The organism is Photorhabdus australis DSM 17609 (assembly GCF_000711895.1).
Lineage (GTDB): Bacteria > Pseudomonadota > Gammaproteobacteria > Enterobacterales > Enterobacteriaceae > Photorhabdus > Photorhabdus australis.
The window spans coordinates 78,148-92,018 of sequence record NZ_JONO01000018.1 but is presented as its reverse complement, the minus strand read 5'-3'; the positions used below and the strand labels follow the sequence as shown (position 1 = coordinate 92,018).

The following is a 13,871-nucleotide window of genomic DNA, read 5'->3' as shown; positions in this document are numbered from 1 at the left end:
AGTTGGATACGGCGAAAACTGCGCTGCCTGATATGGCGGCAAAGGAAAAGGTCGTACGCCCGAGCAAGAATGCTAATGAGGAGCGGACTTGGGGAAGGAAGAGCGTGGAGATCAGCGACAAACCAGCGAGGACCTTGGTGGAACTCAGGAGCCAGTCACATGAACCAGGCATATCCAAAGAAAGCGTTCTCACAAGCGGGACTCTTATCACTGCAGGAACTTCATAGGCAGTTCCAGCGTTAACAATGAACCGCCGTATACGGAACCGTACGTACGGTGGTGTGAGAGGACGGCGGGAGCGATCCCGTCTCCTACTCGATTTTATTATGGCCTTTTTTGCTTAACTACCAGAAGATCAACAGAATTTTAGCTAATTTATGGTATATAATTTGAACAAATACTTATTTTTTCAGTTTGTTCTCGGATATATTAACTTATATCTCATTATCCAGAGGTTGATGTGCAGTTAACGAGTTTTACAGATTATGGCTTACGCGCGCTAATTTATATGGCTGCTTTGCCGCAAAGCCAGATGACCAGTATTTCTGAAGTCACTGATGTTTATGGTGTTTCTCGTAACCACATGGTAAAAATTATTAACCAATTGAGTCACTTAGGATTAGTGGATGCTGTTCGTGGTAAAAATGGCGGCATTCGTCTGGGTAAACCAGCAAAGGATATCAGAATTGGTGATGTAGTTCGTGCTCTCGAGCCATTATCATTGGTTAACTGTAGTCAGGAATCTTGCCATATTACGTCTGCATGTCGCCTGAAAGTGGTATTAAATCAGGCAGCCGAGAAATTTTTAGAAGAACTGGATAAGCATACTTTAGCTGATATGGTTGAAGACAATATCCCCCTTTATAAGCTGCTGCTGACCGAATGAAGAAATGGCGCAAACAGCTTGCTGATGACAACGGAGGAACTGCCATGTCACAAGACCCTTTTCTGGAACGCGAAGCGGAAAAATATGAATCTCCTATTCCAAGTCGTGAGTACATCTTAGGCATTATTTCTAAACGCACTGTACCGGTGAGCCGCCAGGAATTGGCACAAGAGCTGAATCTGACCAATAATGAGGATCTTGAAGCATTACGTCGCCGTTTACGGGCTATGGAACGTGATGGTCAACTGGTGTTTACCCGCCGTCAATGTTACGCCTTGCCAGAAAGACTGGATTTATTGAAAGGTACTGTCATTGGTCACAGAGATGGTTATGGTTTCCTAAGAGTGGAAGGATACAAAGACGATTTTTATCTTTCTGCTGAGCAGTTGAAAATGGCTATTCATGGTGACGTCGTATTGGCGCAGCCATTGCCTTCAGATCGTAGAGGGCGTAGTGAAGCGCGTATTGTTCGTGTGTTGGTACCTAAAACCAGTCAGATTGTTGGCCGTTATTTTCTTGACTCGGGCATGGGATTTGTCGTACCGGATGACAGTCGCCTGAGCTTCGATATCTTGATCCCAAAAGATGAGAATTGTGGCGCGCGTATGGGGAATGTAGTCGTGGTGGAATTGATTACACGCCCAACGCGTCGTACAAAAGCGGTTGGTAAAATTGTTGAAGTATTGGGTGAAACCATGGGAACGAATATGGCAGTGGAAATTGCCTTGCGTACTCATGAAATTCCACACCATTGGCCGCCACAAGTGGAAAATCAGGTGGCATTTCTGGATGAACAGGTGCCCGACTCTGCGAAAGGAGGCCGTGTTGATCTGCGAGCTTTACCATTGGTGACAATTGATGGTGAAGATGCTCGTGATTTTGACGATGCTGTTTATTGCGAAAGGAAGCGAAGCGGTGGTTGGCGTTTATGGGTTGCTATTGCTGATGTCAGTTACTATGTCCGCCCACAAACGGCATTGGATACAGAAGCTTGTAACCGGAGTAACTCAGTTTACTTCCCGTCTCAGGTTGTTCCTATGTTGCCAGAAGTGCTCTCTAATGGCCTCTGTTCGTTGAACCCACAGGTTGACCGTCTTTGTATGGTGTGTGAAATGACAGTGTCAGCCCAGGGAAAATTGTCATCTTATAAATTTTATGAAGCAGTTATGAATTCTCATGCCCGTCTGACATATACCAAAGTGTGGCGTATGTTGCAGGGAGATGAAGAGTTACGTGAACACTATAAGCCGCTGGTTCAACATATTGAGCACTTACATGAACTTTATCAGGCATTGGAAAGTGCCCGTGAGCAGCGTGGTGCGATCTCTTTTGAATCAGAAGAGGCGAAGTTTATCTTTAATGCAGAACGCCGGATTGAGCGAATTGAACCCGTTGTTCGCAATGATGCACATAAACTGATTGAAGAGTGCATGATTTTGGCAAACATTGCGGCTGCGCGTTTTGTAGAGAAAAACAGAGAACCGGTACTTTATCGTATTCATGATCGACCAAGAGAAGAGAGCATTGTTAACCTGCGCTCTGTTTTTAACGAATTGGGATTGACTTTGCCGGGTGGTATGACGCCAACGCCAAAGGATTATGCACAACTGATGCATCAAGTGGCTGAACGGCCAGATCGCGAATTACTGCAAACCATGTTGTTGCGTTCAATGAAACAAGCAATTTATGACCCGGAAAACCGTGGTCACTTCGGCCTGTCATTAAATTCTTATGCGCACTTTACTTCGCCTATCCGCCGTTATCCTGATTTGGTGCTACATCGAGCGATAAAATATCTGTTGGCAAAACAGGAAGGTATTGTTGAACATGGTGGCACATCAACCGGTGGATGGCATAGTGATATGGAACATATGCTGCAACTGGGAGAACACTGTTCTATGACCGAGCGCCGAGCAGATGAAGCGACGAGAGATGTTGCCGATTGGCTTAAGTGTGACTTCATGCAGGATCAGGTGGGTAATATCTTTACCGGGATTATCACCAGTGTGACAGGTTTCGGCTTCTTTGTTCGCCTAAATGAGCTGTTTATCGACGGTTTAGTACATGTTTCCACTTTAGATAATGATTATTATCGCTTTGATAATGTGGGGCAGCGTTTAATAGGTGAGTCCTCTGGTCGAACGTACCGGTTGGGGGATGAAGTTGAAATCCGTGTGGAAGCTGTCCATATGGATGAGCGTAATATTGATTTTAAATTACTTACCACTACCCGAAAAGCTCGGAATGTCGGCAAAACAGCGCGTGACAGAGTGAAAAAAGCGGAATCTGGTCGTAGGGATGCTAAGCAGAAAGGACGTGGTCACAGTAAAGAGACTGACTTTGAGCCTGATGGTGCTTTCCGTAAAAAGGAATCTGCGGATAAGCCGAAAGGTAATAAGAGAAAAGGTAAAAAAAACCTTTCAGCTAAAACACAAAAAATTGTTGCTAAATTCAAAGCTAAACGGGCTAAGAAAAGTGCTGAGAGGTAATCAAAGGGCTATTCTTTCCGAGGTAGTCTGAATATTTTAGTGTCTTGAATACAGGGAGCCTGATAGATAGGCCCATAGTATCAGTCAGTACTGTATAACAGTGAAATTAAGAAGATTATGAGTGAAATTATCTACGGTATTCATGCCGTTAAAGCTTTACTGGATCGAGATCCTCAGCGTTTTATGGAAGTTTATGTACTGAAAGGACGTGAAGATCGTCGTTTGATGCCTCTGATTAATGAACTGGAAAACATCGGGATGGCTGTCCAATTGGCAAATCGTCAGTGGTTGGATAATCAAACAGAAGGTGCTGTGCATCAGGGGATTATTGCAAGGGTGAAACCAGGGCGTCAGTATCAGGAAAACGACCTACCAGATTTGCTGGCACAGGTGGAGACGCCTTTTGTGCTGGTGCTTGATGGGGTGACAGATCCACATAATCTGGGCGCTTGCTTGCGTAGTGCTGATGCGGCAGGTGTACATGCGGTTATTGTTCCCCGTGATCGTTCTGCTCAGCTTAATGCTACTGCGAAAAAAGTAGCATGTGGTGCCGCGGAAAGCGTACCACTTGTTCGTGTAACCAATCTTGCCCGTACTCTGCGTTTATTGCAGGAGCATAATATTTGGGTGGTTGGTACAGCCGGGGAAGCCGACCATACGCTATATCAGAGCAAACTAACCGGTCCTATAGCCCTGGTGATGGGTGCAGAAGGAGAAGGTATGCGTCGTTTGACCCGTGAACATTGTGATGAATTGATTAGTATTCCTATGGCGGGTTCTGTCTCATCTCTTAATGTATCTGTAGCAACAGGTGTTTGCTTGTTTGAGGCGGCGCGTCAGCGCAGTTCACAGTAATCCAAAACATAAAGCGTTGTTCATTCCTTGAGTTTTTGATGTGAGGCGGGTATAGTGACGCGTCAATTTTTCAGCCGCACTTAAACAAGTTCCTTGCCTCCATGGGCCGCGGTTGACCCTGACAGGAGGCTGAATAATCCGTAAGGAGCAATTCTAATGCGTCATTACGAAATCGTTTTTATGGTCCATCCTGACCAAAGCGAACAGGTTCCGGGCATGATCGAGCGTTACAGTGCAACTATCACTAACGCGCAAGGTCAGATTCACCGTCTGGAAGACTGGGGTCGCCGTCAACTGGCTTATCCAATCAACAAACTGCACAAAGCCCATTACGTTCTGATGAACGTTGAAGCTCCGCAGGAAGTGGTTGATGAGCTGGAAACTAACTTCCGCTTCAACGATGCCGTTATCCGCAGCATGATTATGCGCGTTAAGCACGCGGTAACTGAAGCATCTCCAATGGTTAAAGCCAAAGATGAACGTCGCAGCCGCGATTACTCTCTGGAAGACGCCGGCGTTGATGCTGAAGAAGCTGGGGATTCTGAAGAGTAATAACTGTGACAACTAATCGTTTGGTGCTTTCCGGCACAGTGTGCAAAGCCCCTATTCGAAAAGTCAGTCCAGCCGGTATCCCTCATTGTCAGTTTGTACTAGAGCATCGCTCACAGCAACGGGAAGCCGGACTAAGCAGGCAAGCATGGTGCAGAATGCCCGTCATTGCCAGCGGACAATCGTTACAAGTTTTAACTCACAGTATAACGGTCGGCAGTCGATTAACCGTTTCAGGATTCATTAGTTGCCATCAAGGTCGCAATGGTCTTAACAAACTGGTTCTTCATGCCGAGCAGATTGAATTGATAGATTCTGGAGACTAGCCAAATGGCACGTTATTTCCGTCGTCGCAAGTTCTGCCGTTTCACCGCGGAAGGCGTTCAAGAGATTGATTATAAAGACATCGCTACGCTGAAAAACTATATCACCGAGAGCGGTAAAATTGTACCAAGCCGTATCACAGGTACCCGTGCAAAATACCAGCGTCAGCTCGCTCGTGCTATCAAGCGTGCGCGCTACCTGTCTTTGTTGCCTTACACTGATCGTCATCAGTAATCGGTACAGTCCATTAACGACTCAGAGAGGATAAGGTAATGCAAATTATTCTGCTTGATAAAGTAGCTAACCTGGGTGGCCTGGGTGATCAAGTTAACGTTAAACCGGGTTATGCCCGTAACTACTTAGTACCACAGGGAAAAGCTGTCCCTGCGACTAAGAAAAACATCGAATTCTTCGAAGCTCGCCGTGCTGAACTGGAAGCTAAGCTGGCTGACGTTCTGTCAGCAGCAGAAGCTCGCGCGGAGAAAATCAATACGCTGGGTTCCGTTACTATTGCTTCTAAAGCTGGTGACGAAGGAAAACTGTTCGGTTCTGTTGGTACTCGTGATATCGCTGATGCAGTTACTGCGGCTGGTATTGAAGTATCTAAGAGCGAAGTTCGCCTGCCTAATGGCGTTCTGCGTACTACTGGTGAACATGAAGTTCATTTCCAGGTACACAGTGATGTATTCGCAAAACTGAACGTTAACATTGTTGCTGAAGCTTAATTTATAATTAACGGATGTAAACAAGTAAAAAACGCTGGCAATGCTGGCGTTTTTTATTGCCTCAACTTACTGTTATTTCATCAGTCTATAAAATTTTTCGTTGGTAACTTCCACTTCCATTGAATTGAAGATTAATCTGACTTATTTCCTGTTTATTGCCTTTATATTCTGAACAATCTCTAGTTTATGATCGTGTAGATATAATTAATTATAGAATTATTGTCTATAATTAATTGGAAATTTATTTATATTATTTGCCAATAAATCTGGTTAATTACATGTATTATTATTTCATAATAATTAAAAAATATATTTTCATATAATATCTATAATGGTCATTTATTTTAATCGATTCTACATAAGAATATGGAAAATTAATGATATATATTTTTATTATTAAATAATAATATAAAGAATTTATATAAGTTTTTATTTATATAGCTGTCAGAATTGACAGTAGACTTCTTGGAGTAAATTTATAATCATCCTCTGTATTAATTAATCATTGCGTGAGTGCGGAAAGAAATGAATTTATCTTTTGGAAGGAGAGGTGTTATTCCTAAAAGTTATTTATAAAGTGGTTAATTTCACTAATAAATTAATAGATATTGAAATGCTTTATTTGTTAATAAAAATACCTCGTCATCATTGTATATTCTTAACATTGACCAAAAAATGGGAGGTAAAATTTATATGAAGCTAGGAAAAAATATATTACACATTATAGGTAATACTCCAGTAGTTATGTTGGATGGTAGACATACTAGAGGTATTAATATTTTTCTTAAAATGGAGAATATTAACCCCGGTGGAAGTATTAAAGATCGTATCGCAGTTGCTATGCTGGAAAAGGCAGAAGCTCAGGGAGAATTAAGACCGGGTATGGTGGTTGTTGAGCCATCATCGGGTAATACTGCGATTGCTTTAGCGATGGCGTGTGCAGTTAAAGGTTATCGATTTATAGCTGTTTTAGACCGTATGGTGCCGCCAGCGAAACGCGATAAAATAAGAGCGTTTGGTGCTGAAATTATTTTTTTGCCAGAATTTGAAGTGGGAACAGATACTGTCAAATATCGTATTGATTTAACTAAAGAGATTATAAAAGCCTATCCAAACGCATTCAGTCCGATGCAATTTGAAAATCAGATTAATCCTCATGAACATTATCATTCTACAGGGCGTGAACTGTATGAAACCTTTGGCGATAATTTGACGGCTTGTTTTGCGATGGCAGGAAGTTGTGGAACGTTGACTGGGGTTTCCCGTTATTTGAAAGAGAAAAACCCGCGGGTGCGAATTTATGGTGTTGAGCCTGTTGGGTCAGTTATTTTCGGTGGTGAGCCAGGGAAATATCTGGTACAAGGTGCGGGGCTGACATTTGTACCCTCTATTTTAGATCGCAGCAACATCGATGTTACTTTGAAAATTGCAGATATTGATGCATTTCGGATGGCAAGAAAATTAGCCAGATATGAAGGTATTCTGCTTGGTGGAACTGGCGCGTGTTCTGTATGCGCTGCATTGGATCGCCTGGATGATTTTAAGCCCGGAGATAATATCGTTGTCATCATTCCTGATAGTGGAGAACGTTACATAGATACGATTTATAACGATGCCTGGTTATCTGAAAATAATTTCTCAGAATTAGTTGAGGAAAATACAACAGAATCAGGATTAAAAGAAATTGTCACGAGAATGGGGTGCACACTAAATGAATTCTGATAGTGTTTTGGTGATTTATTATAATCGCCGTTATAACCCTCTTATCATAAGAGATCTTAAATCCAGATTTAAAGAGGTCATTGCTCTTTATATTGATGAAGGGCAAGTAAGAGATATTGATGATATTGAATTAGAGTGTATAGTTGCTGGTGCTGATAAATTTATTTATAAAGATTATCGGAAACAATATGCTGAAAATTTTATTTCAAAGGCAATAAAAGCAAATGCTATTTATCAGAATGGCTATTTTCTTAGTGCTGCACTTTCCCGGCCTGCAATTGCTGAAGCGGCGGTTGAAGTCGCTAATTTACTTGATATTGATTATATTGCACATCAATTCAGAGGTAATGATCAGGCCAGGATGGATATGAATATAGAAATTCTGGATAAGATACCCATTGCTTCGTTGAGAGATTTCAAATATGACGAGAATATTGTAAACAGTTATGCTACTCAATATGGTATTCCTCAAGAATTTGGTTGTAATAATCCTTATTCTACGAGTGAAAACATATGGGGATTTAGCATTGAATGTGGTCCATTGGAAGAGCCAGAAACACTTATTCCTGGAGACGTGAAGGAGAAACTATTTGAGAACGCACTATCAGCTACGGAGCCAATATTTTTGTCATTAGGTTTTGAACATGGCGTACCTGTATCACTTGATGGTGAAAATAAATCATTGGATGAAATTATTGAAATATTGAATGAAATTGGTGAAAAGCTATCAATTGGCATTTTTGATATTGTTGAAGATGGTATTGTTGGTTTGAAAACACGTGCAATTTATCAATCTCCTGCGGCGCATATCTTAATTACCGCTCATCGTGACCTGGAATGTTATTGTAGTAATCGTCATGAAAATTGGTTTAAAGAGAGCATCGATAAACAATGGGTTGAATTAGTTTATTCTGGACTTTGGTATGATCCTTTATTAACTCATTTGAACCATTTTATTGATAGTATGAACCAAAATGTTAATGGTGAGGTTGAACTTGAGCTGGGCTATAAGTATGTTAATGTTTGTTCCCGTACTTCAAAGACCAGTATTTATGATCATAACCTGGCAATATATAACTGTGGGCATTTATATAGTCAAAGTGATACTGAAGGATTTGCAAAAATATTTAACATCCATACTAAACAAAGTGCTAAATCTAGAATGAGGTAAATATTATGATTAAAGAATTATTAATGTGTAAACCGGATTTTTACGATATTGAATACGTTATTAATAATTGGATGGATCCTAATAATAAAGTCAATAAAGAATTGGCACAGCAACAATGGGATTTTCTTTATGAACGGTTGACTGAGCGTGGTATCCGTATTCGCACTATCGATCCTGTTAACGGTCTGCCTGATATGACCTTCTCTGGTGATTGTGGCATGGTGCATAATAATAAATTTCTTTCCAGTAATTTTCGGCATGCTGAGCGTCAGGGTGAAAGTCAGTATTACATAGATTATCTGGAAAAATTAGGTTATGAGATACATCGTGTTGATGATGATATCTATTTTGAAGGGCTAGGAGATATTATTTATTGGGATAATGACATTATATTTGGTTATGGTCCTCGATCAGATAAAGAAGCAATAAATAAAATTAAAGAAGTATATCCAGAGTTAAGAATTAAAGGTGAGTTGCATATTCAAGATAGAACTTTCTTTCATGTAGCTCTGGCGTTTTCATTTATTGACAAAGATACGGTTATTTACTACCCAGAAGCATTTACTAAAGAAAGCCAGGATTATATTGTTCAAACATTTGAACGTAGGATCTCAATATCAGAACATGATGCTAAAGAACTATTTGTCTGTAATAACATTCCAATAGGTAAAGATATTCTAATGCATGATTGTTCTGTAGAGGTTGAACGTCAATTAGATAATTATGGTTATAATGTTGTCAAATGTGATATGGGTGAATTCTTAAAGAGTGGTGGGAGTTTACGCTGCCTGGTATTAAAAATAAAATAACTATGAGGATGATAAACCATGTATATATTAGGTATAAATTCTGTTTACCATGAATCAGCAGTGTGTCTATTAAAAGATGGAGAAACTATTTTCGCTATTGAGGAAGAGCGATTAAATAGGAGAAAACACGGTAAACCAGCAAATATTGATAATCCAGATGAATTACCATTAGCTTCCATTGAAGTTGCATTAAACTTTGCGGGTATTAGTTTGGAAGACGTGAGCCATATTGGGTATTCTATTGATCCAATAGAACGAAGAAAGTCAATCTTCATTGATGAAGTCACGCATGAAGGAAGCTGGGGAAGTGAATCAGGTGAATCAATTTTCTATCGTAAAATCACTTCAGTACCAGAAATTTTGCAATCAATGGGATTTCGTGGTCAATTTCATTGGGTTCCACATCACACCGCTCATGCGGCATCTGCTTATTTTGTTTCGCCATTTGATAAAGCGCTAACATTATCACTGGATGGTGTTGGAGAGGATAATACCGCAGGGGTATATCTGGGTGATGGTAATAACATGAAGAAAATTAAAACCATTGAATATCCTCATTCAATCGGTTTTATGTGGGAGAAATTAGCAGAATTCTTGGGTTTCTCTGTATACGATGCCTGTAAGGTGATGGGAATGTCCGCTTATGGTAAGCCTGAAGGTTTTATGCCGGCGTTCCGACAATTAGTCAAGATTGGTGAGAAAGGCGAGTTTACTATCGATCACACCATTCTCGATTTCCGCATAGAAGAATTTTCTAAATTAGAATCTCTGTTTGGTATTGAGAAAAGAGTACCTGGTGGAGAAGTTGCACAGGAATACTATGACATTGCTGCATCTCTTCAGCAAATAACTGATGAGATAGTTTTAAATATGGCTCGTCATTATTTGCAGGAAACAGAGACGAATAAACTCTGTCTTGCGGGTGGTGTTGCATTAAATTGCATAACGAATAAACGATTATATGAGGAATTGGATATCGAAGATATCTTTGTTCAGCCTGCCGCACATGATGCAGGGACTGCTACAGGTGCTGCGTTATTTATTTGGCATCAGATTCTTGAAAATAATCAACGTTATCCTCTGACTCACACGTATTGGGGGCTTGAATATAGTGAAGATGATTACCAGCGTAGTTTGAAAGCCTATGGTTTGGACTGGACATATGAAGAGGATATTTATGAAGTTGTCGCAGGCTTGCTGGCTGAAAATAATGTCGTTGGTTGGTTCCAGGGGAGAATGGAATTTGGGCCGCGTGCACTGGGGAATCGTAGCTTGTTGGCCGATCCGAGGAACAAAGATATTCGGGATTTAATGAATCGTAAAGTTAAACATCGTGAAATGTTTAGACCGTTTGCACCTAGTGTATTACGTCAACATGTTGCTGATTGGTTCCATGTACGGAAAGAATTACCGGAAGCTGCAAAATATATGTTGTTGGCGATGGATGCTAAAGTGGATCAAGCATCAAAAATTCCGGCAGTTGTTCATGAAGATGGTACTGCCAGAGTTCAGGTTGTGGATAGTGCATCAAATCCAGGTTATGCCCGGTTAATTGAGGAGTTTTATCGGAAAACAGGTGTACCTTTGTTGCTGAACACCTCTTATAACGATAGTGAACCGATAGTTTGCTCACCTGATGATGCTATTAAAACTTTCATGAAAACAAATATTGATTATTTAGTTTTGGGGAATTATTTGATTAAATCGATTCATTAATGATTGTATGATAAAAATCTATCCCAGTAGGCATAATTGATGAAGTTAATTTGAGTATTGCTCCGTTTCAAATTGATAAATAGAATAGCCTAATGGGATAGATAATAAAGTTGAGGTAATATTAGTGATAAACAGGATCATACTGGCTCGTTTTTTTTCTGTTTTTTCAGAGGCATTTGTTATGTTTGCTGTGCCTGTATTAGTATATACCTCAACTAATAGTGCTTCACTGGCATCTTTTGCTTTTGGGCTTGAACGACTATTTAGGGTAATTTCACTCCCCATTTCTGGTTGGATGGGCGACAGGATGCATACACTGGTTATGTTATTTTTGAGTGATATTCTACGATCATTGGTTTGCTTATTTCTTTTTATCCTTTCGTTTATGTATTCTGATAATAGTATCGTATATATCATTATTCCACTTTCGTGTGTTTTGTCCTTTTTTAGTGGAGCGGGATATGTCAATCTCGAGGGTTTTGTCTCTAAGAACATTAGTGTAATAGAATTACCTTCTGTTAATTCTCGTTTACAGTTTGTTGAACAGTTTACTTATATTGCAGCCCCTGTGGTTGTTGGTGTGCTGGTTTACAAATTCAGTGTTTATGCGGTATTTGCATTTGCTTTTTTTCCTTTCCTGATTAGTAGCTTGATATGGTTTCAGATACAAAGAAAAAACCAGATTGAAGAGTGCACTAATAGAGAAAGTTATAATCTGCAGGCCATTTTTAAGTTTTTGATAGGAAACCCATCATTATTACGCGTCATTAGTCTGACATTTTTAATGAATGTGATGCAAGGAGCTATTTTATCAACGGCGGTTTATGTTATCACCAGCATTTTTTCACAGCCGGAAGGGAGTTATGCTCGGCTTTTAGCTTATGCGGGAGTGGTGAATTGCTGTGTATTTTTTATTGCTCCGAAATTATGCCGTATTTTTGATGTTCGTATCGTTGGTGTGACCGCTTTCCTTATTGCGCTATGTGGCCTGACATTATTTGCTACCGGCCCGTTATTCTCCATTTATACATTAGGTTTCTTATTGGTCATTGGTTCAGAAGGGTGTTTTAATCTCTTTTCCCGTTCTTATCGTGCAAGTCTTATTCCGAAAAAAAGTTTCTCTCAGTATCTTGGTGTTGTACTTGTTCTAAATCAAATTGCGACACCTTTGACTAGTTTTATTTGTGCTAATTTACTGAATTATTTTTCTTATAATAGTATTTATCTGATATTTTCTGTATTTGTTTTATTGATGTTTGTCATTATTAACCCTTATCGTTCACTTAAATTTAATCTGCATAATAGTCAATAATGGAGGTGGTATGAATTCGACAAGATATTTATTAGTGCTTGATTATCTCCCGGCGAGAATAGGTGAAATTGCTAATATCCGCGACTATATTAGGCATAATTATTCCCTTGAGTTGGTGATTATTAGCGATATGTTGTCCGGTGAGGAAAAAGATATCACACCATTTGTCTATCATATACCTGTCCGAACAGAAAATTATGTTGATAGTGTGATGGCAGTTATTGCTGAGCTTAAGATGACATGTGCCGGCATTCTCCCTTTTATGGATGCCGTATCTGGTTATGCCGCTGTTATTGCGAAGAAATTAAATGTTTATGGTGATGATCCTGAATTAAGTTTCGCAGGTATTGAGAAATATCAGTTCCGTCAACAGGAAACTCAGATATTACCGCTGCTTATGGCCCAACGTATCAAGACTCCCCGATATACTTTCATCAATGATATTAAAGAATTGGAAGAATTTTATGACTCTGTTCCATATGGTGTGATTATTAAACCCAACTGTGGTCGGGCAAATTTAGGTGTAGTGGCAGTTAAAGATAGAAGTAAAATTTCAGCTGCTTTTGCTCAATCTGTTGCACAATCTGGTGGTAATCAAATTCTTGCAGAAGAACTTATTACTTTTGATACAGAATATTCATACGATGGTATTGGTTGTATGGCTTTTTTAACACAGAAAGTTTCTCAGAAAGGGGAATTCCCCGTTGAAATAGGACAAATAGTTCCGGCGCAATGTGATGGAAGAAACGTTATTGCGTTACATAAGGCAGGGCAAGCAATGAACTTAATTTCAGGGCAGATTCTCGGGGCATTCCATAATGAGATTAAGCAAGATAGTGAAACAGGAGAAACCTTTCTTGTTGAAACTAATCGTAGACCTGCGGGTATGCGTATTTGGGATATGGCTAATCGGGTATATGGTATAAGTTTGCAGGAAATTTGGGTTGATCATTTAGTCAAAGGGTTTAGTGATCAAATGGTATTACCCAAGGCGAAAGGTAGAGCATTCCTGATTAATTTGCTGGCGAGAAAAAGCGGAAAAATTAATGACAATTTTGATAAAACGGAAGTAAGTGACATATTATTGGCATCTGTTAATAATATCCTGAATAAATTAGATTATGAAATAATTGCAGTGAAAATTAATTTGGACAAGCATTCATATGTTTACGAGACACCTAAGAGTAATAATGATTTTTGCGGTTATGTTTGTGTGCATATTAATGATGAACATATCGAATGTGAATCCCTGATGAATGAGATTAATGATGATTGGCAAGGTATTTTGGCAAATTATATTTCATAGTTCCATC

The 13,871-nt window shown here is 39.8% G+C and carries 15 protein-coding genes; 14 read left to right on the top strand and 1 reads right to left on the bottom strand.

Features of this window, described 5'->3' with window-relative positions; all coding sequences use genetic code 11:
* The 12 genes from BO26_RS23935 to BO26_RS07305 all read left to right on the top strand — a co-directional run.
* Nucleotides 1-227, top strand: a 227-nt coding sequence (locus BO26_RS23935; RefSeq protein WP_236637388.1) for a hypothetical protein, incomplete at its 5' end; no start/stop codon positions are given.
* A gap of 233 nt (nucleotides 228-460) precedes the next feature.
* On the top strand, nucleotides 461-886 hold the full coding sequence (gene nsrR, locus BO26_RS07355) for a nitric oxide-sensing transcriptional repressor NsrR (protein WP_015836150.1): 426 nt from the start codon (nucleotides 461-463) through the stop codon (nucleotides 884-886).
* Nucleotides 887-930: 44 nt separating this feature from the next.
* Nucleotides 931-3,375, top strand: a complete 2,445-nt coding sequence (rnr, locus tag BO26_RS07350) for a ribonuclease R (RefSeq protein WP_036770518.1) — start codon at nucleotides 931-933, stop codon at nucleotides 3,373-3,375.
* A 117-nt stretch (nucleotides 3,376-3,492) separates the two neighbouring features.
* The gene (rlmB, locus tag BO26_RS07345; protein WP_036770504.1) at nucleotides 3,493-4,230 is read left to right on the top strand and encodes a 23S rRNA (guanosine(2251)-2'-O)-methyltransferase RlmB; all 738 of its coding nucleotides are present in this window, start codon (nucleotides 3,493-3,495) and stop codon (nucleotides 4,228-4,230) included.
* Between the two features lie 156 nt (nucleotides 4,231-4,386).
* Nucleotides 4,387-4,782: a 30S ribosomal protein S6 gene (gene rpsF, locus BO26_RS07340; RefSeq protein ID WP_036770502.1), complete on the top strand. Its 396-nt coding sequence runs from the start codon at nucleotides 4,387-4,389 to the stop codon at nucleotides 4,780-4,782.
* 5 nt (nucleotides 4,783-4,787) lie between these two features.
* Nucleotides 4,788-5,105, top strand: a complete 318-nt coding sequence (priB, locus tag BO26_RS21985; protein WP_065824780.1) for a primosomal replication protein N — start codon at nucleotides 4,788-4,790, stop codon at nucleotides 5,103-5,105.
* 4 nt (nucleotides 5,106-5,109) lie between these two features.
* The gene (gene rpsR, locus BO26_RS07330) at nucleotides 5,110-5,337 is read left to right on the top strand and encodes a 30S ribosomal protein S18 (protein WP_000135199.1); all 228 of its coding nucleotides are present in this window, start codon (nucleotides 5,110-5,112) and stop codon (nucleotides 5,335-5,337) included.
* Between the two features lie 38 nt (nucleotides 5,338-5,375).
* The gene (gene rplI, locus BO26_RS07325) at nucleotides 5,376-5,828 is read left to right on the top strand and encodes a 50S ribosomal protein L9 (RefSeq protein WP_036770493.1); all 453 of its coding nucleotides are present in this window, start codon (nucleotides 5,376-5,378) and stop codon (nucleotides 5,826-5,828) included.
* A gap of 693 nt (nucleotides 5,829-6,521) precedes the next feature.
* Nucleotides 6,522-7,550: a PLP-dependent cysteine synthase family protein gene (locus tag BO26_RS07320; RefSeq protein ID WP_036770491.1), complete on the top strand. Its 1,029-nt coding sequence runs from the start codon at nucleotides 6,522-6,524 to the stop codon at nucleotides 7,548-7,550.
* Nucleotides 7,540-8,721, top strand: a complete 1,182-nt coding sequence (gene argG, locus BO26_RS07315; RefSeq protein ID WP_036770488.1) for an argininosuccinate synthase — start codon at nucleotides 7,540-7,542, stop codon at nucleotides 8,719-8,721. The genes BO26_RS07320 and argG overlap by 11 nt, the downstream gene beginning before the upstream one ends.
* 5 nt (nucleotides 8,722-8,726) lie before the next feature.
* Entirely contained in the window at nucleotides 8,727-9,530 is an 804-nt protein-coding gene (locus BO26_RS07310) for a dimethylarginine dimethylaminohydrolase family protein (protein ID WP_036770485.1), read from the top strand.
* A gap of 18 nt (nucleotides 9,531-9,548) precedes the next feature.
* Nucleotides 9,549-11,246, top strand: a complete 1,698-nt coding sequence (locus BO26_RS07305) for a carbamoyltransferase family protein (protein WP_036770483.1) — start codon at nucleotides 9,549-9,551, stop codon at nucleotides 11,244-11,246.
* Between the two features lie 45 nt (nucleotides 11,247-11,291).
* Here BO26_RS07305 and BO26_RS24830 read toward each other — a convergent pair whose 3' ends face one another.
* Entirely contained in the window at nucleotides 11,292-11,531 is a 240-nt protein-coding gene (locus tag BO26_RS24830; protein WP_477707013.1) for a hypothetical protein, read from the bottom strand.
* Here BO26_RS24830 and BO26_RS07300 point away from each other — a divergent pair.
* On the top strand, nucleotides 11,428-12,558 hold the full coding sequence (locus BO26_RS07300; RefSeq protein ID WP_477707012.1) for an MFS transporter: 1,131 nt from the start codon (nucleotides 11,428-11,430) through the stop codon (nucleotides 12,556-12,558). The genes BO26_RS24830 and BO26_RS07300 overlap by 104 nt on opposite strands.
* A complete protein-coding gene (locus tag BO26_RS07295; protein ID WP_236637387.1) occupies nucleotides 12,503-13,864 on the top strand; it encodes an ATP-grasp domain-containing protein in 1,362 nt (453 codons plus the stop codon). Before BO26_RS07300 ends, BO26_RS07295 begins: the two co-directional genes overlap by 56 nt.
* Nucleotides 13,865-13,871: the final 7 nt, after the last annotated feature.

What these genes read in the sequence shown, in the direction of transcription:
- rnr (WP_036770518.1), top strand. Translation starts at nt 931, where the DNA reads ATGTCACAAGACCCTTTTCTGGAACGCGAAGCGGAAAAATATGAATCT.
- rlmB (WP_036770504.1), top strand. Translation starts at nt 3,493, where the DNA reads ATGAGTGAAATTATCTACGGTATTCATGCCGTTAAAGCTTTACTGGAT.
- rpsF (WP_036770502.1), top strand. Translation starts at nt 4,387, where the DNA reads ATGCGTCATTACGAAATCGTTTTTATGGTCCATCCTGACCAAAGCGAA.
- rpsR (WP_000135199.1), top strand. Translation starts at nt 5,110, where the DNA reads ATGGCACGTTATTTCCGTCGTCGCAAGTTCTGCCGTTTCACCGCGGAA.
- rplI (WP_036770493.1), top strand. Translation starts at nt 5,376, where the DNA reads ATGCAAATTATTCTGCTTGATAAAGTAGCTAACCTGGGTGGCCTGGGT.
- BO26_RS07320 (WP_036770491.1), top strand. Translation starts at nt 6,522, where the DNA reads ATGAAGCTAGGAAAAAATATATTACACATTATAGGTAATACTCCAGTA.
- argG (WP_036770488.1), top strand. Translation starts at nt 7,540, where the DNA reads ATGAATTCTGATAGTGTTTTGGTGATTTATTATAATCGCCGTTATAAC.
- BO26_RS07310 (WP_036770485.1), top strand. Translation starts at nt 8,727, where the DNA reads ATGATTAAAGAATTATTAATGTGTAAACCGGATTTTTACGATATTGAA.
- BO26_RS07305 (WP_036770483.1), top strand. Translation starts at nt 9,549, where the DNA reads ATGTATATATTAGGTATAAATTCTGTTTACCATGAATCAGCAGTGTGT.
- BO26_RS07300 (WP_477707012.1), top strand. Translation starts at nt 11,428, where the DNA reads ATGTTTGCTGTGCCTGTATTAGTATATACCTCAACTAATAGTGCTTCA.
- BO26_RS24830 (WP_477707013.1), bottom strand. Translation starts at nt 11,531, where the DNA reads ATGGGGAGTGAAATTACCCTAAATAGTCGTTCAAGCCCAAAAGCAAAA.